This is a genomic window from Pantoea sp. Tr-811 (assembly GCF_011752535.1).
In the GTDB taxonomy this organism is placed as follows: Bacteria; Pseudomonadota; Gammaproteobacteria; order Pseudomonadales; family Pseudomonadaceae; genus Aquipseudomonas.
The window spans coordinates 151,842-168,709 of the sequence record NZ_VWXJ01000008.1; the positions used below are offsets into that span (position 1 = coordinate 151,842).

At 63.7% G+C, this 16,868-nt stretch carries 9 protein-coding genes; 4 read left to right on the top strand and 5 right to left on the bottom strand.

The annotated features are described in order from the left end of the window. Positions 1–63 precede the first annotated feature (63 nt). The 4 genes from F3J44_RS14235 to F3J44_RS14250 are packed head-to-tail and all read right to left on the bottom strand — an operon-like array spanning position 64 to position 7,425. Entirely contained in the window at positions 64–3,168 is a 3,105-nt protein-coding gene (locus F3J44_RS14235) for an ATP-binding protein (protein ID WP_167273396.1), read from the bottom strand. Further along, positions 3,165–4,976, bottom strand: a complete 1,812-nt coding sequence (locus F3J44_RS14240; protein ID WP_167273398.1) for a serine protease — start codon at positions 4,974–4,976, stop codon at positions 3,165–3,167. The genes F3J44_RS14235 and F3J44_RS14240 overlap by 4 nt, the downstream gene beginning before the upstream one ends. Further along, complete coding sequence (locus F3J44_RS14245; RefSeq protein ID WP_167273401.1) at positions 4,973–6,052, bottom strand: serine protease; 1,080 nt, start codon at positions 6,050–6,052, stop codon at positions 4,973–4,975. The genes F3J44_RS14240 and F3J44_RS14245 overlap by 4 nt, the downstream gene beginning before the upstream one ends. Positions 6,053–6,054: 2 nt before the next feature. Further along, positions 6,055–7,425, bottom strand: coding sequence for an alpha/beta hydrolase (locus F3J44_RS14250; protein WP_167273404.1), 1,371 nt, complete (start codon positions 7,423–7,425; stop codon positions 6,055–6,057). 345 nt (positions 7,426–7,770) lie between these two features. Here F3J44_RS14250 and F3J44_RS14255 point away from each other — a divergent pair, with 345 nt between their 5' ends. The 3 genes from F3J44_RS14255 to pgm all read left to right on the top strand — a co-directional run bounded on the left by F3J44_RS14255 (position 7,771) and on the right by pgm (position 13,399). Continuing rightward, entirely contained in the window at positions 7,771–9,420 is a 1,650-nt protein-coding gene (locus tag F3J44_RS14255) for a VRR-NUC domain-containing protein (protein WP_167273407.1), read from the top strand. Next, on the top strand, positions 9,417–11,678 hold the full coding sequence (locus F3J44_RS14260; RefSeq protein WP_167273410.1) for an ATP-dependent DNA helicase: 2,262 nt from the start codon (positions 9,417–9,419) through the stop codon (positions 11,676–11,678). Before F3J44_RS14255 ends, F3J44_RS14260 begins: the two co-directional genes overlap by 4 nt. Positions 11,679–11,761: 83 nt before the next feature. Then, positions 11,762–13,399 carry a phosphoglucomutase (alpha-D-glucose-1,6-bisphosphate-dependent) gene (pgm, locus tag F3J44_RS14265; RefSeq protein WP_167057218.1) on the top strand — a complete coding sequence of 546 codons (1,638 nt, stop codon included), beginning with the start codon at positions 11,762–11,764 and terminating at the stop codon, positions 13,397–13,399. A gap of 88 nt (positions 13,400–13,487) precedes the next feature. On the opposite strand, the gene F3J44_RS14270 is transcribed toward pgm, so the two are convergent. Continuing rightward, complete coding sequence (locus F3J44_RS14270) at positions 13,488–14,186, bottom strand: pirin family protein (protein WP_167273413.1); 699 nt, start codon at positions 14,184–14,186, stop codon at positions 13,488–13,490. A 186-nt stretch (positions 14,187–14,372) separates the two neighbouring features. On the opposite strand from F3J44_RS14270, the gene F3J44_RS14275 reads away from it, so the two are divergent. After that, entirely contained in the window at positions 14,373–16,865 is a 2,493-nt protein-coding gene (locus F3J44_RS14275) for a UvrD-helicase domain-containing protein (RefSeq protein WP_167273422.1), read from the top strand. The last annotated feature ends 3 nt before the right edge of the window (positions 16,866–16,868 follow it).

Below are 16,868 nucleotides of genomic sequence, written 5' to 3' on the forward strand. Positions count from 1 at the left end.
CTGGCAATGCCACTGTCTCTTCGTGCGAATGCGACCCCAATAGCGAGGATCTGCTGCCGGCTGTCAGAGGCCGGGGCCGTTCGTTCTCCGGGGCGTTGGCGCTGGTTGGGATGGTTCGAGCGCCTCGATCAAGCGCCAGGCCTGCGTCAGTTGGTGGAACTGTCGCGAAGCGTCGCCTGTACAGATCCGCTCGAACTCGCGGCACACCTCACTGGCCAAACCCATGCGCGCAAGCCATTCGACGAAGGGTATCAACACCCTATTGCCACTGCTTTTCCATAATTTGCTCAGCCAAACATCCCGTTTGAGCGCGGCCGGGGTGCCTTGTGTAGTGGCAATCAGGTCGAGGAAGTACCGATTGGCGGCTTGGCGCTGAGTGGCATCGGCGAGGGCAGAGCGGATCAGTTGCCGGGTGGGTGCACGTAACTCGACGATCATGCCAGGCAGCATTTCGTAGGGGGTGAACCCAGCGATCGTAAAAAAGCCAATCCGATTGGCCTGGCACTGGGTGATAGCCTCGGCAAGCTGGCGGGTATAGAGCCCGACCTGCTCCAGTTCGACAGGTTGAGCTCTGACCTTGGCCAGGCAAGCACGAAGCGGGTAACTGCCCGGTACGACATCGCATAACCTATCGAGTTTCGCCAGGCAACGGTCGTCTAGTGACAAGGCATCACCGTGAACCTCGAGGACGTCGTCCTCACTGACGTGGCCCGCCGCCCACAACAGTAGCCAGAGTCGTGCTTTCTCGTAACTGGCGAGCGGTGAATCATCCATGGCCTGTGTCAGGAACGCGTACATCACCTCCCATTCCTGATCGACGTTGGCACGCTCCTGCAGCGCGCCAATGCCCCAGGCGACCATGGCCTTGAGCCTGCCGGTCATGCGTTTTGTGCCTCGTGATTCGACCAAACGCAGCAACTCTAACGGTTTGGGGATATTCTGGGTTCGGCGCCGCCAGAGGTCGAGGAAGGCGCTGACCGCGAGGGCGTTCTGTTGATGCTCGCGGCTACTGGAGGCGATACCGCGAAAGGCCTCATGGCTCATGCCAAGCGCATTACCAACGGCAGGGGTATTCCACCTGGCCAAGTCATGCTGCGCGGTCAGCCACCACACGGGCAGAACGCCCGGTGTCGGCAGTGCCAAGGCTTCTTCGGCCCGGTCGGCATCGATCAGTGCCCAGGCGTATTCAGCGGTCGCCTCACGCTGCAACTCACCCGGCAGCAATGCAAGGTCTTCGCGCAACGGTGGCATTTGGCAGTAGACGCGTGCCAGCGCTGCCGCGTAGGGCGTGAGCTCACTGAGGTCGCCGGCCATGGCTTGTCTGACCAGCGTCTGCTCTTGCTGGTCCAGCTGCAGCGGGCTTTGCAGCGTCATCAGGCGGTGATAGACGACTTCCACCAGGTGCTGCTCGCTAGACAGGTCCGGGTCGCATTCCTCTCGATGATACTCAATGGCTTCGCGGTGCAACTGCTGCGCAAGCGGCCCGGCCACCGGGTCCTTGCGCAGCAGGCCCAAGGTCACGATACGCAGGTCCTTGCGGTGGCGTACCTGATTCGGCGCGTACTCATCGACTAACCAGGCGTGCTGCCTGAGGCGGTCGAACAGCACCTGCGATTGGTCCTGCGATAGCTCGTCGCCCAGCACCAGGGGAGCCAATACGTCATGCACCAGTGTTGGCGTGACCACACGCAGTACCAACCCCGGATACGCCAGCTTGCGCAGCGGGTCGCTCTCGCCAATGCCGATGCGATTGAGAATGCGGGTGTAGAGCACGCCCTGGCCGAGCGCCTTGTCCAGCCCGGCAGCATCTTTCAGGAATGCTTCTACATCGTTGGGATGGCTTGCCAGGTAACGGCCCACGAGCCTCAGTACCAGCGGGTTGCCGTCCAGCGCGGCGGCCACTTTTCTTGCATCGCGGCTGCTGAGGCCTTCGCGGCTGAGCAGGGCACGGGCATGGCGTTGAGACAGTGGCGCCAGGTTGAACGGTTTACCGATCCTGTAGCCCAGCGGACGCGCCATGTTTGCCGCCGCACGCCCTGCCACCAGCACGCGCATGCCGTGCATGTCGAAGTCCTGCCAGACTACTTCCAGCCACTCGGCCAACGCGCCAACGGCGCTATCGCCACGGCCAGCGAGCATTTCGAACGTATCCAACACCAGCAAGACAGGTTGCTGGTGCAGCCCGAGCCGATGCATGACGGCGCGGGTGAACGCGCTGCCTTCCATGCTGGACGACAACGTCTGTTCGCGGCTAGAGCTCATGTCGTAGCGGCTAGCCGAACGCTCGGTGAACGAGCGCTTGAAGTTCTTTCTGATCTCGTTGAAATCGTCTTTGGCCTTGGGGTAGTAGCGGGCCAGCTGGCGGGTGAGCTCCAAGGTCAGGCCAGGCCCTTCAGGGTCTAGCGAGGGCCGGTCAAAATCGAAATGCACGATGGGCAGGGGAGGCGTGAGGGCATTCAATGATTGGGTCAGTGACGCGAGCAGGCTCGACTTGCCGATCCCGCCCTCGCCGTCGATGACCCGGATTTGCCCTTTATTTTGCCCATCGGTGGCGAAGTCCTGGAGCTCGCTCAGTTCATTTTCGCGGCCGATCAATCCTTCACCCACGAGTGCCTGTAGCTCCTGGTCACGGGTGCGGTTGGCAATTTCGCTTTGCACCTGCCGCGCATCTGGCAGGCTCAGGGTTTTACGGGTGTCGGACAGGCCTTGCAACCAACCGCTGGCCACCGCCAAGGATTGCAACTGCGGCGTGCTAAGCCGTTGCAGTTGCGGCTGCCAGCCACGCAGTAGTTGCGCGGTGTACTTGCCTTCGAGGTCTTGAGGGGTGGGCTCGAAATGGTCGAGTACGTTGCGCTTGAACCCAGGATCGGCCAGCAATTCGGCCAACGCCTGACGCCGAGGCCCGATGGACAGGCGCCGGTATAGGTCGCCGGCATCGATCACCAGTTCGGAGATGTCGCTGAGGTGCGCAACCAGTGCCTCGCGCTCGTCGGGGGATGCTTTGCGTGCCAGTTGGCTGAGGTCGAACGCACCTGCCAAGGCGACTCTGGCAATCAGTTCGCGCGCCTTGTCGGTGAGGCCGTCGATGGCCGTCACTGGCTGGGCCGCCAGGCGTTCATCCAGCGCGGCGAGGCGCTTGTTGAGTGCTTCGTCGTCAGAGGCCGTCATAGGGATCTCATGTTGTCGAGGAACAGCCCGCACGTCGTGGCCATGCAGTGCAGATTGGCCGTTGTGGGCTGGCCGGCAGTCATTGTTTTATAGCGCTTGCTCAATGCCGTGCGGTACTTGACGTCGGGCACGCCAGAGAACGCTTTATCCATGTACTGCGAGAACCTTGCAGGCGTGAGGTCGGGCAGTATCTGCTCGCTCCAGTAGGCGGCTGCGGCTCTGGGAGGCGTGCCCTCATAGCCCAGCAACACGATGCGCAGCCAGCGGTAGCCCGCCAGAGCTTCGTAGAGCAATTCCAGTAATTCGCGAAGGTTATTGCCCTCGCCCAGCGGCACATGGGAGGCGTCCGGGCGTTTCAGGTCGTCGAGCAGCAACCAGACATGACGTTCCATGCGTGCTTGGTCGAGCCTGGCCAGTAACTCGGGTACCAGGGTGTTGCGCAGGTAGGCTACGGACGTGGTTTCACCTTGCGGCGGGGTGAACGGCGAGGGGTTGCTCTTGCCTGCGGCCGTCAGCAGCCGCAGTGCGAAGTCTTCTGCGCCAAGGGCATGGATATCCAGCGCCGACATTCGCACCACACGGTGCTGCTCAGGTGGAAGCAGGGCCTTGAACAAGTCAGCGGTAAACGTCATCCCAGCCGGCATGCGCAGGCTCGGGCGAATCATCAGCCCGCGCTGGTTGTCGTTGGTGCAGGCCTCACGCAGCCATGCCAGGGTCTGCTCGCGATCAACGATGGGGCGCGAGAAACCGTCCGCATCATCGAAACTGTAGGGCCAGTTTGATGACAACGTCATAGGTTGTTGTGCAATGGCCTCAGCCACTTGATCGATGGCCGTTGCCAGGTTGCTGGCGGGTGTCACCCCCAGCATTTCTCCGGTGTGCACCCCGACCACCCTGAAGTTGACGTCGAAGCAGGGTGCCCCGGAGCTGCCGGGTTCGGAATTGACGGAATGCTGGAATAGCCCCGGTGTCACGTGCAGCCCGGTGATGTTGCCTTGCTGGTGGCACATCGCTTGGCCGACGGGATGCTGCATTACCAGCAGGTAATCCTGAGGATAAGGCAGGGTAGCGTTCATTTCCATGCGCCTGGCCATAGGCAGCGGCGCTTCGGCCAGGCGTATGATGGCGTAGTCCTGGCCGGCCAAACCATGCTGGACGATACCACCAGGCTGTATTGCCGGTGAATTGAGTGCTACCAGCCACTGTTCGGCGAGCAGGAATTCACGGGGTTTGCGGCGTATGCGGCGGCCCCCGAACATGTCGACTTTGTCGTCGAAGTAAACAATGACCCGGAAAGGGTCTGCTTCCTCGGGCTGTGCTATGTCGACCAACGGGTCATTCGTTGCGCTTGAAGTCAGCACGTGGCCGGCAGTAACCACCATGTCGGGCGGTACAAGCCACCCCGTACCGGCATGCCGGCCATCGATCTCGATGCGGCACACATAGTCGGCAACATGAAGTAGCCCCTTGGCATGCAGGGCACTGTTCAAGAACGGTGAATCGGCATCGATCAAGGCCTGCGCTTTGACCATCCAGGGCGATGCCGTCTGTTTGATCGCTTCCTCGATGAAACCGCGAGTCACTAACCGAGCGGTCACGCAGTTGGTGCAGAATGCGCTCAACCACCCCCCCGCGCGCGCATGGCCGAAGGCTCTGGCCAGGCGCTGTTCGAGCGTATCGCCGGGTTGGCTCAGGGTATCGTACTGAACCTTGGTGTCATCGCCTTGCTGCAGGGCGAGAAACAGTTCGGCAAAGGCCAACTCACCATCGACCACCCACTGGGCCAGGCGTAGATCCGCCGCCGTCATGAAACGCTCTCCATCACTGCACGTATGTCATGGGCGAGGTTGTATTCCCCGGATCGCCCGCCAAAATGCAAGCCGATGACTTGCCAGGTATCGTCCAGGCCGATCACGCAACCGCCCGAGTTACCGCCCAGGGTCGAGGCGTCGTGGCTGAAGCAGCGTGGTGGCTGGCTGTCGCCGGGCACCTGGCCCAGCGTATCGCCCAGCAGCCCCGGCGAGAGGCGTTTGACGTCGAAAACGCCCTTGAACAAGTTGAAGAGGACCTTGGCATTCTCCATGCCGAACGAAGGCTTGGCCGGAAAGCCGATCGTGACGAGCGGCATGCCTGGCTGCAAGGCTTGGGCATCGTCGGCATCGCACACTTGCAGTGGCGTGGGCAGGCGATTGTTGGGCAGCGCCTGGATCTGGATCAAGGCGAAGTCCAGGCGCCGTGGTTCGCCCAATTGCAAGATCGGCTCAGGCCCGAAGCGCTCAACGACGACGGGCCGAGCGAGTGCAGCCGGCGGGTTGCTGCGCTCATGCTCACCGCCAAAGTCGATGACCAGGTCGTCCTTGAAACGCCAGGTGCCGGTGCCGTCCAGTACGGCCATTTCTTGCAGCACATGGCGATTGGTCGCGAGCAGGCCGGTGTCGACCAAAAAGCCCGTGCCCAAGGTTTTGCTGGTCCCGTCGGGTTGCTGCTGGGCAATACGGGCAATTTTGCCCAACGTTTCCCTGAGCAGAGGCTTGCTCTTGGTCAGGCGGCTGAGCCAGCCACCGATCTGTGGGTCCTGGTAGTCGATGCTGTCGTTGCTGACCAACAGCGCAGGCCGCGAGCCGTCGGTAAGGATGATCGCCTCGATGCCGACACGCATGGCCGGCGTGAGGATACCGCTTTCGCTGCGCAGGTAATCCAGGCCTGCACGAGCACTGGCCAGCAGGTGCCTGGACGCAGGGTCGTCTTCATCGACCTGCGCTGCCAGGCGCGCGAGCGAATGCTCACGTGCCTGCTCGGTCAGCGGGTCTGCCCCAAGGCTTTCGCGGCCATGCAGGTTTACCTGGCTGCGCAGGCGACTGCGCAGTTGCTGTGCGACGTTCATGTTCACCCTTTGGTGATTGCGAAGTGCAACGGTTCACTGAGTGTGGGTTGGCCCTGGAAGCGCAGTTCATATAGGCCCGGCGCGAGCTCATCCGACTCGATGACCAGGCTGAGGCGGTCGAGAAGCGGGCCTGAATAGTTCACTCGGTAGGTCTTTGCTGGCGATTTTGCGTCTGCACGAGCGTCAGTGATCACCAATTCCCCTTCGATACTATCGGTGCGCCCTTTGCCATCGAGTGCCCTGAGGTTGAGTACCTCCAAGGTCACTTCGATGGGCTCGCCCTGCTCGTAGACCGGACGATCAAGAGAGCCCGCCAATATGGCTTCGTTGACTCCTGCGTCGATGACAGTTCCAACGTTCCCGCCCAGCAAGCGGAAGAACGCACGGCGGAACGTTTCGCCTTTGAATACAGTGGCGTGCTCGTTGATTACGATCTGGCGCTGGCCAGTGGTAGGCAACGAGCTATACAGTGGCACTGTGCCATCGCCGGCATCATTGGTTTTGGTAATGACCGACGCGGCATGTTCAACCGCCTGGCCGGCGGTGTGGTTGACATTGATCCGGGTGACGGTTTGATGGCCGCTGCCGGCAAAGTAGAAGTAACGCACCCCTTCAGGCCGTGCGCCCGCAGCGAGCACCTGGTGCATCCGCTGAGCTTTGTTCACCAAGCCATAGTCCAGCCCCAAGTCCTTGGCCGACTGTTGTTCATAAATGTCGACGGCCCTCAGGTCAGGGCTGTTCAGCGCCCATACCGCCGCTTCGCCCGGGGCGGGAAGAAGTTGGTAGGCCGACGGATAGCGTGGGTCGTTAGCCAGGCGCTTGACGTCTTTTGCACTGACCCCAGCGGTGCTGTCCAGGCCAAAGATACGCGCCAGTGCCAGCGGTGCGCCCAGGTGCGGTGTGCCCAGGGTAATCAACTGGGTGATGTTGGCGAACCAAGGTTGTTTTTGGTTGTGCGCTTGTTCGAGCAGCAAGCGCGAGACCAGGCCGCCCATGGAGTGGCCGACCAGGGTAACGCGCGCAGTGGGCTCCTGGATGTGCAGCTTTTGAAGGAGTTCAGCCAGCTTTTGTGCGCTATCGAAGTTGTCCTGCCGCCAGTCGTAGCCGAACTCGATCCGGCGTTTGCCTTTGTCGGTGTTCTTGAACCCCAAGTCGTCAAGGTGTTCGCGCAGCAGGCTGTAGAAGTTGTAGCAGGCCACTTTGTTGATCGGCTCGCCGACTTTCAGGTCGGGGCGAGTCAGCAGTTCCAGGCGCTTGTAGCCCATCACGGCTTCATAGGGCGTCGGCGGCCAAACCTCTTCTGGCTTGCCATCTGCACCGGTTGCCAGGAGAGTAGTACCCATGATGCCAGGAATCAGGATGACGATATCCACTTCAACCTCCTTGTCGGGTTTCGAGCTGTGCTCGTTTGGGGTTGAGAGAAGCTAGTCAAACTCCTTGGCAATTGCAAATTGCCAGTATTCATCCGGCCGCCGTCGATGCGTGTATGCGTTCGGCGCAGTCCTTTGAGTTTTATGCACCGTTGATCGGAAAATTTTTACCGTAACCCGCCGCACGTCTCTCTGCAGATGCTGGAACTCCATGGGTCACTGACTGCATTTCAATTTCTGCTGAAGATTATTTGTTTTCTGCTGGCCGCCGACGGGCACCCGTGTGCTTGCCAGCACCTTCGGTCTGTATGTATAAACAGTACCCGCTTCCACTGCCGAACCCACCTCGTGATTGCCCATTCCGTCGACGACCCGCTGTACTACCTGCACAACTTCCGCCAGGTATTGCTGTGGGTAGAGCAGCGCTATGCCGATTTGCTCGATGCCCAGGAGCAAGCGTTCATTCGCGACTTCCTCGCCCTCGGCGCCCCTGCCCAGGCGTTGTTGGTGCGTATGGTCATGCGCAAGGGTGAACTGTTTCGCAGTGACCGCCTTGACTACGCCGAGATCGGCGACCCGCAGGCTGCGCTGCAGCCCTTGTTGGCACTGGGCTGGGTTGGCGAGCCGGAACAGCTGAGCCTGGAGCAGTTGTTCAGCCTGTTGCGCAAGGATGAACTGGCCAGTGGTTTCGCCGGGCAACTGGCTCGCCCACGTGCGGCCAAGGGTGATCTTTTGCTGCAGCTGCAGCCCCTGGAACTGTCGCCCCGGCCGCTTTCACAGTGGTTCGAGCTGCCGCCAGTGGGCATCCTGCAATGGCGCCTGCAGCCGCTGTGCGACCGCATGCGCCTGCTGTTCTTTGGCAACCTGTACCAGGACTGGTCGGAGTTCGTGCTGGCCGACCTGGGGCTGCTGCGCTTCGAGCAAGTGGCGTTCAGCGTGGATTCGCGTGCACTGCAGCGGCGTGGCGATGTCGACGTGGCCATGGCCCTGCACCACTGCGGCCAGCGCCTGGAGTTGGGCGAGGCCCCTGCGCTGATCTTGCCGGCGCTGGATGACCTGCAGGTCGACAACCCCTGGTTGGCCCGGCGCCTGGGGCGCTTGCTGTTTGCCTTGGGCCAGCAGTGCGAACGGCTGGGCGACTGGGCGCTGGCCCTGGCGGTGTATGCACGCAGCAGCCACGCCCAGGCGCGCATTCGCCAGGTGCGGGTACTCGAACGCAGCGAACAGTGGCAACAGGCGCACGAACTGGCCTTGGCCCTGGCGGCAGCGCCGCTCAACCCGCTGGAAACCCAGGCGCTGCAGCGCATGTTGCCACGTATCGCACGAAAGCTGGGTGGGCCGCCACAGCCCCGGCGCCGCCCTGCGCCCCTGGAGCTGATCGAACTGAACCTGCCGCGCGAGCAGGCAGCGCTGGGGGTCGAGGAGGCGGTGCGCCAGCACCTGGCGCAAGCGGGCGGGCAGGCGCATTACGTGGAAAACACCCTGTTCAACAGCCTGTTCGGCCTATTGTGCTGGGACGCCGTGTTCGCACCGGTGCCGGGAGCCTTCTTCAACCCCTTCCAGGCTGCGCCGCAAGACCTGCACGACGCGGACTTCCAGCACCGGCGCAGCGACCACTTTGCAGCCTGCCTGGGGCGCCTCGACGATGGCAGCCACCGCGAGGCGATCCTGGCCTGCTACGCCGCCAAGCAGGGCTTGCAGTCGCCCTTCGTGTTCTGGCCAATGCTCAGCCAAACGCTACTGGAACAGGCCCTGGCGTGCCTGCCGGCCGCCCACCTGAAACAGTGCTTCCTGCGCCTGTTGCAGGACATTCGCAACAACCGCGCCGGCATGCCCGACCTGATTCAGTTCTGGCCGGAGCAGGGCCGCTACCGCATGATCGAGGTCAAGGGGCCGGGTGACCGCCTGCAGGACAACCAGCTGCGCTGGCTGGAATTCTGCGCCGAGCAGGGCTTGCCGGTCGCGGTGTGCCACGTGCGTTGGAGCGAGGCGGCGTGAGTTACCGCGTGGCCGTGCGGGCCCTGTGCGAGTTCAGCGCCAAGGCTGGGGACCTGGACCTGCGCTTCACTCCATCGCCCACGGCGCTGGAGGGTATCGAGGGGCATCGCCGGGTGGTGGCCCGGCGTGGCCCCGGCTACCAGGCGGAAGTTGCCCTGGAGGGGGAGTATCAGGGCCTGCAGGTGCGCGGGCGCGCCGATGGTTTCGACCCGGCGGCCAACCGCCTGGAGGAAATCAAGACCTACCGCGGCGACCTGGCGCGCCAGCCCGCCAACCATCGCCAGTTGCACTGGGCCCAGGCCAAGGTCTATGGCTGGTTGTTGTGCCAGGCGCGGCAGCTGGCCGAGGTCGAAGTGACCCTGGTGTACCTGAACGTCGACAGCGATGCCCAGACCCTGTTCAGCGAACAGTACAGCGCGGCGGCGCTGCAGGCGTTCTTCATCGCCCAGTGCCAGCGTTTTCTCGGCTGGGCCCAGGCTCAGCAGCAGCGTTTGGCCGCGCGCGACCATGGCCTGCAAGCGCTGACGTTTCCCTACCCGCAGTTTCGCCAGGGCCAGCGGCAACTGGCCGAAACCCTGTACAAGGCGGTGAGCACTGGCCGCTGCCTGATGGCCCAGGCCAGCACGGGCATCGGCAAAACCCTGGGCACCTTGTTTCCGCTGCTCAAGGCCGTGGTGCCGCAGCAACTGGACAAGGTGTTCTTTCTCACTGCGAAAACGCCGGGCCGCGCCCTGGCGCTGGATGCCCTGCGCCAGGTCACCGGGGCGTCGGCACAACCGGCCTTGCGCGCCTTGGAACTGGTGGCCCGGGACAAGGCCTGCGAACACCCGGGCCTGGCCTGCCACGGTGAATCCTGCCCTCTGGCCCAAGGCTTCTACGACCGTCTGCCGGGCGCGCGCGAGGCCGCCGCCGCCATGCCATTGCTGGACCGGGCCACGCTGCGCGAGGTGGCGCTGGCGCACCAGGTGTGCCCGTATTACCTGGGCCAGGAAATGGCGCGTTGGGTGGATGTGCTGGTGGCCGACTACAACTACTATTTCGATGCCCACGCCTTGCTGTACAGCCTCGCCCAGGTCAACCAGTGGCGGGTTGCGGTGTTGGTGGACGAGGCGCATAACCTGGTCGAGCGTGGCCGGGCAATGTACAGCGCCACCCTCGACCAGGGCCAGTTGCTGGCGTTGCGCCAAAGCAAGCCTGCTGGGCTGGTCAGCGCCCTGGACCGCCTGAACCGCCAGTGGAATGCCTTGTACAAGGCGCAAGTTGCCCCCTACCAGGCCAGCGAACAGTTGCCCGATACCTTTTTGCGTGCCTTGCAGCACTGCATCGGGCTGATCCAGGAACGCATGAACCAAGCGCCTGCCGAAGTCGATGCCCAGGTGCTGCAGTTTTTCTACCAGGCACTGCAATTCAGCCGGGTGGCCGAGGTATTTGGCGCCGACTTCCTGTTCGATATCAGCGTGCGTGCAGGCCCACGCAGCAAGCGCCTGGCCAGCCTGTGCCTGCGCAATGTCTCGCCGGCACGGCTGCTGGGCCCGCGCATGCAGGCGGCGCGCAGCGTGACCTTGTTCTCCGCCACCTTGAGCCCGCGGCATTTTTATACCGACCTGTTGGGCATGCCGGCGGACACGGCATGGCTGGAGGTGGCAGCACCGTTTCGCGCCGAGCAGTTGAAAGTGCATATCGCCAGCCAGATCTCCACCCGTTTTCACCAGCGCCAGGCCTCGCTGGCCCCCATCGTTGAACTGATCGCCAGGCAGTATGGCGAGCAGCCGGGCAATTACCTGGCGTTCTTCAGCAGTTTCGAGTACCTGCAGCAGGTGGCGGCGCTGCTGGCCGAGCGCCACCCTGGCATTCCCACCTGGGCCCAGGCACCGGGCATGGATGAGGCGGCGCGCCAGGGGTTTCTCGACCGCTTCGTGGCAGGCGGGCAGGGGGTAGGGTTTGCCGTGCTCGGCGGCGCGTTCGGTGAGGGCGTCGACCTGCCGGGGACGCGCCTGATCGGCGCCTTCGTCGCCACCCTGGGCCTGCCCCAGGTCAACCCGGTCAACGAGCAGTTCAAGCAGCGCCTGGGCCGGCAGTTCGGCGCCGGCTTCGACTATGCCTACCTGTACCCAGGGGTGCGCAAGGTGATCCAGGCCGCTGGCCGGGTAATTCGCGGCGACCAGGACCGCGGTGTGCTGGTGCTGATCGACGAGCGTTTCGCCGAGCCCCGGGTGCAACAGATGTTTCCGGCCTGGTGGCAGGCGGGCGGGGAATAATCCGACGGCCCGTCGCGCGCGCCTGCAACTCCCAGTACACTGCGTGTTCCAACTTCCACTTCCGTTGAACTTGAGGTTTTTGCATGACGCTCAGTCCTTTGGCAGGCAAGCCGGCTCCAGCCAGCGTGCTCGTCGATATTCCCCGCCTGCTCACCGCTTACTACACCGGCCGCCCCGACGCCGCCGTAGCGGCCCAGCGTGTGGCTTTCGGCACCTCGGGCCACCGCGGCAGTTCGTTCGACCTGAGCTTCAACGAGTACCACGTGCTGGCCATTACCCAGGCGATCTGCCTGTATCGCCAGGAAAAGGGCATTGATGGCCCGCTGTTCATTGGCGCCGACACCCACGCGCTGTCTGCCCCGGCCGCTGCCAGCGCGCTGGAAGTGCTGGCTGCCAACGGCGTGCAGGTGATGTTGTCCAAGGATGACGAGTACACCCCGACGCCGGCCGTGTCCCATGCCATCCTTTGCTACAACCGTGGGCGCAGCCAGGGCCTGGCCGATGGCATCGTCATCACCCCGTCGCACAACCCGCCGCAAAGTGGCGGTTTCAAGTACAACCCGCCCAATGGCGGCCCGGCCGACAGTGACGTGACCAAGTGGGTCGAGGCCAAGGCCAACGAACTGTTGGCCGCGAACCTGGCCGGGGTCAAACGCATCGGCCACGCCCAGGCGCTGCAGGCGGCCACGACCCAGCGCCATGACTATGTGAGCCACTATGTGGCAGACCTGGAAAACGTCATTGATTTCGACGTGATTCGCGGTGCCAACCTGCGCCTTGGCGTCGACCCGCTGGGCGGGGCAGGCGTGCGCTACTGGTCGGCAATTGCCGAGCGCTACCAGCTGAACCTGGAAGTGGTGAACACCGAAGTCGACCCAACCTTCCGCTTCATGTGTGTGGACTGGGACGGGCAGATTCGCATGGACCCGTCCTCGCCCTACGCCATGCAGGGCCTGATCGGCCTGCGCGAGCGCTTCGACGTGGCCTTTGCCTGCGACCCGGACCACGACCGCCACGGCATCGTCACCGCCGATGGCCTGCTGCAGCCGAACAACTACCTGGCCGTGGCCATCGACTACCTGTACCGCCACCGCCCGCAATGGCGCAGCGACGCTGCCGTCGGCAAGACGGTGGTGTCCAGCGGCCTGATCGACCGCGTGACCGAGCGCCTGGGCCGTGAGCTGTACGAAGTGCCAGTGGGCTTCAAGTTCTTTGCCCAGGGGTTGTTCGAGGGTTCATTGGGCTTTGGTGGCGAGGAGAGTGCCGGTGCTTCGTTCCTGCGCAAGGACGGCTCGGTGTGGGCCACCGACAAGGACGGGCTGATTCCGGCATTGCTGGCGGCCGAGATGACCGCGCGCACCGGGCGTAACCCAAGCCAGGCCTACGACGACCTGACGGCGGCGTTGGGCAAGCCATTTGCCACCCGTGTCGAGGCCAAGGCCGATGCACGGCAAAAGGCGGCCCTGGGCAAGTTGGCGCCAGAGCAGGTGAAGTCGACCGAACTGGCCGGTGAGCCGATCGTGCAGATCTTGAGCCACGCGCCAGGCAACGGCCAGGCCATTGGCGGGTTGAAGGTGATGACAGCCAATGGCTGGTTTGCGGCGCGGCCGTCGGGCACCGAGGACATCTACAAGATCTACGCCGAGAGCTTTGTCGACGAGGCGCACCTCAAGCGCCTGGTGCAAGAGGCTCAGGTGCTGGTGGATGCGGCGATTGCCTGAGTGAGGTGAGCGGGGGCTGCTGTGCAGCCCATTCGCGGGGCAAGCCCGCTCCTACATCGGGTGTGTAGGGGCGGGCTTGCGCTTTGGCTTACGCCACATCGACCAGAACGATCTCGCTGTCTTCGACCGCGGTCACCCGCAGCAGGTCTTCCTGCTCGATCGCCACGCCATCGCGGCCCTTGGCCCGCAGGCCATTGACCTCCACCAGCCCCTTGGCCGGCACCAGGTAACCCCGGCGCCCGGCGTCGAAGCGGTATTCGGCGGTTTCTCCTGCACGCAAGGTGGCGGCCAGCAGCCGTGCATCGGCGCGGATCTGCAGGCTGTCTTCATCACCGGCGCGGCCACTGGCCAAGGTCACGAAGCCTTCGCCACGTTCGCCTTTGGGGAACGGGCGCACACCCCAGGAAGGCGCGTCACCGACTTTCTCCGGCACGATCCAGATCTGGAAAATGCGCGTGTCGATTTCTTCCAGGTTGTACTCGCTGTGCACGATGCCGGTCCCGGCACTCATCACCTGCACGTCACCGGCTTCGGTGCGGCCTTTGTTGCCGAGGCTGTCCTGGTGGGTAATGGCGCCTTCACGCACATAGGTGATGATTTCCATGTCGCGGTGCGGGTGCGGCGGGAAGCCACTGCCAGCGGCGATCAAGTCATCGTTCCACACCCGCAGGTTGCCCCAGTGCATGCGCGCGGGGTCGTAGTACTCGGCGAACGAGAAGTGGTGGTGGGCATCGAGCCAGCCGTGGTTGGCATGGCCAAGGCTTTCGAAGGGTCGCAGTTGCAGCATGATCGTGCTCCTTGAATCGGGGGAATGGAACCATGATGCGGCATTAATAGATCGAAAATAAGCGTAAATATCGGCTTGATATGATCGTATATGTAGATATTTTAACTCGCTGTGAATTATGCGATTCATCGCCTAATCCACTGATCTTCAAGCATTCGCTGGCGATTTTTGGCGGATGCGGCGAACATGCCCGCTGATTTGATTTTCAACGGAGTGACCGTGGCCCACGAGCAACCCCAGGCCCCTGCCGAACTGACCCCGCCCGCCCAGCTGCCCTGGTTCCGGCGCCTGGCCGCCCGCTTGCTGGGGCGTGGCTTGAGCCGCTTGCAGGCGCAGCACCGTGACTCCTGGTTCCTTGGCCACGCCATGGGCCTGCGCAGCGGCCATGCCGACGGCGTGCGCGAGGGCTTCGAGCGCGGCCGGGTGGAAGGCTTCGAGGCCGGGCGCCAGGTGTTGGTGATCCGCGATTCGCGCCCAGACACCGCCGCCGTGCCGGGGCAGGACGACAACCTGTTCGACGACTGGCGCCTGCCATTGACCGCTGAGCTGAAAAAGCGCTTCAAGGCCGATGTCGCCCAGCGCCTGCCGGCCCAGGCGCAACCCAGCGCGGCGCAGTGGAAGCTGATTTTCAGCGATACGCCTTCCACCTGCGTAGTGGCGGGCGCAGGCGCAGGCAAATCGACATCGCTGGTGTTGCGCATCCTGCTGCTGCGCCACTACCTGGGCTACGAGCTGGATGCAATGACCGTGGTGACCTTCACCCGCGAGTCGCGCAAGGATTTCATCAAGCGCCTGGTCCAGGTATTCGCCCTCTGGCAGCTGGACCTGCAGCCCGTCAGGGCGCGTGAACTGGTGCGCACCTTTCACTCGCGCATTCTGCCGTTGGTGCGCAGCTTGCCGGGCTTTGCCCAGGTGCGGGCATTCGAAACCCTGGGCAACGAGATGCCAGCGGGCCGTGAAGCGGAGGCGGACAGCAACCCGTTCGACCTGCGCCTGAACGACGCCCAGCGCCAGCAGCTCAACCAGTGCTACAGCGACCTGCTGGCCGAGAGCCCGCGTTTTGCCGAGATCATCGCCACCCTGCGCCGCGAGGCGCTGCAGCTCAAGCCGCTGGACCCGGACCACCCGGATGTGCAGAAGCGCGTACAGGTGACGCAACTGGCCGCCCAGCGCGACGAAGAGCTGTGCGACATGATCGAGGACCTGTGGTTCGCCGCCGGTGCCTGGCCGATCAAGGGCATCGAGCCATGCCGTGAAACGGTAGAAATTCGCGGCAGCCGCTTCCACGTGCATGGCCGCCTGGCCGGCCTGGATGCTTGGGTGGTGCTGGGTTTCGACCCTTCGGAGAGCGCCCAGTACCAGCGCCCGGGGGCAAAGCTTGCGGTGCGCGCCGAGTGGGCGGTCAAGCGCACCTTGCTGCAGGCGTTCTGTGACAAGCCGCTGATCTGGCTCGACAACTACAGCATGGCCCGGCGCCTGGCCGGTGACGCAGTGGCAGGGCCAGGCTTCGAATACAAGGTCAAGGGTGAGCTGGCAGCGTCGCCGCTGCTCGATGCCTTTGTCGGCGCTGCCAGCTTCATTGAAAACCTGGGCGTGGAAGTGCACAGCGCCGTCGCGGCCATGAGTTTTCCGTCCGGCGACCCGGATGCGCTGTTCTTCGAGGCTTTGGCGCTGTACTGGAAGGCACTGGAGTCACATCTGCTGAACCAGTCCCCGCCGGTCATGAGCTACAACCGCATGTTTGCCCTGTTTGGCGAGAACAACCCGGAAAACCTGCAGTTGCTGCCCGACCCGCTGCTGCGGCCATTGGCGCACCTGATGATCGACGAGTTCCAGGACGTTTCGCCGCAGATCGTCAGCTGGCTACGCGCCAGCCTTGCCGAAATCCGCCGCCGTGGCCCGTCCATGCATACCGGGCGCCATGCCCAGCACAGTTCACTGATGTGCGTGGGCGATGACTGGCAATCGATCTACGGCTGGCGCGGCAGTTCGCCAAAATATTTCATGGAATTCACCAAGGCCTTCCCGTCGCCTGCCAATACCCGGGTGATGCTGGTCGACAACTACCGCTGCCAGCAGCAGGTGATCGACGCGGCCGAGCACCTGGTCAAGGGCACCCCGGCCATCGCGGGCAAGAAGGCCAGGGCAAGCGGGCCGGCCGCCGAGCTGCCGGGGGCGCCGGTGCGGGTGTTCGACCGTGATGAGGCGGCGTTGGGCGAAACCCTGATCGAGCACTACCAGCGTGGCGAGTCGGTGATGATGCTGTACCGCAAGGGCAGCGACAAAGCCCTGATGAACGACCACCTGCAGGGGGTGCTGCAGGCCGAGGCCATGCTGCCGGCCGAGCAGCGCCGGCTGCGCCAGCTGACCTACCACAGTGCCAAGGGCCTGCAGGCCGATGCGGTGTTCATGCTTGGCGACTGCCAATACCTGACCAGCTCGCCCTACAAGAACCAGGTGTACCGCCTGGCGGGCCTGGGCCGTGGAGGGGATGCCCAGCCCTTCGACACGGCCCAGAAAGAGGAGGTGCAGCGCCTGGCCTATGTGGCTGTGACCCGTGCGGTCAGGCACTGCTACTGGCATGTGGAGGCGGCCAGTGGCGAGGCGGCGGCAGCCCCGCGCGCTTCCAGCCAGGTGGATGGCCGGCAAGCCTTCTTCGAAGACTTGCGCGGCCAGTGACGG

Excerpts from the sequence above, each read along its gene's own strand:
- F3J44_RS14275 (WP_167273422.1), top strand. The coding sequence starts at position 14,373 with ATGCCCGCTGATTTGATTTTCAACGGAGTGACCGTGGCCCACGAGCAA.
- F3J44_RS14270 (WP_167273413.1), bottom strand. The coding sequence starts at position 14,186 with ATGCTGCAACTGCGACCCTTCGAAAGCCTTGGCCATGCCAACCACGGC.
- F3J44_RS14235 (WP_167273396.1), bottom strand. The coding sequence starts at position 3,168 with ATGACGGCCTCTGACGACGAAGCACTCAACAAGCGCCTCGCCGCGCTG.
- F3J44_RS14245 (WP_167273401.1), bottom strand. The coding sequence starts at position 6,052 with ATGAACGTCGCACAGCAACTGCGCAGTCGCCTGCGCAGCCAGGTAAAC.
- F3J44_RS14240 (WP_167273398.1), bottom strand. The coding sequence starts at position 4,976 with ATGACGGCGGCGGATCTACGCCTGGCCCAGTGGGTGGTCGATGGTGAG.
- pgm (WP_167057218.1), top strand. The coding sequence starts at position 11,762 with ATGACGCTCAGTCCTTTGGCAGGCAAGCCGGCTCCAGCCAGCGTGCTC.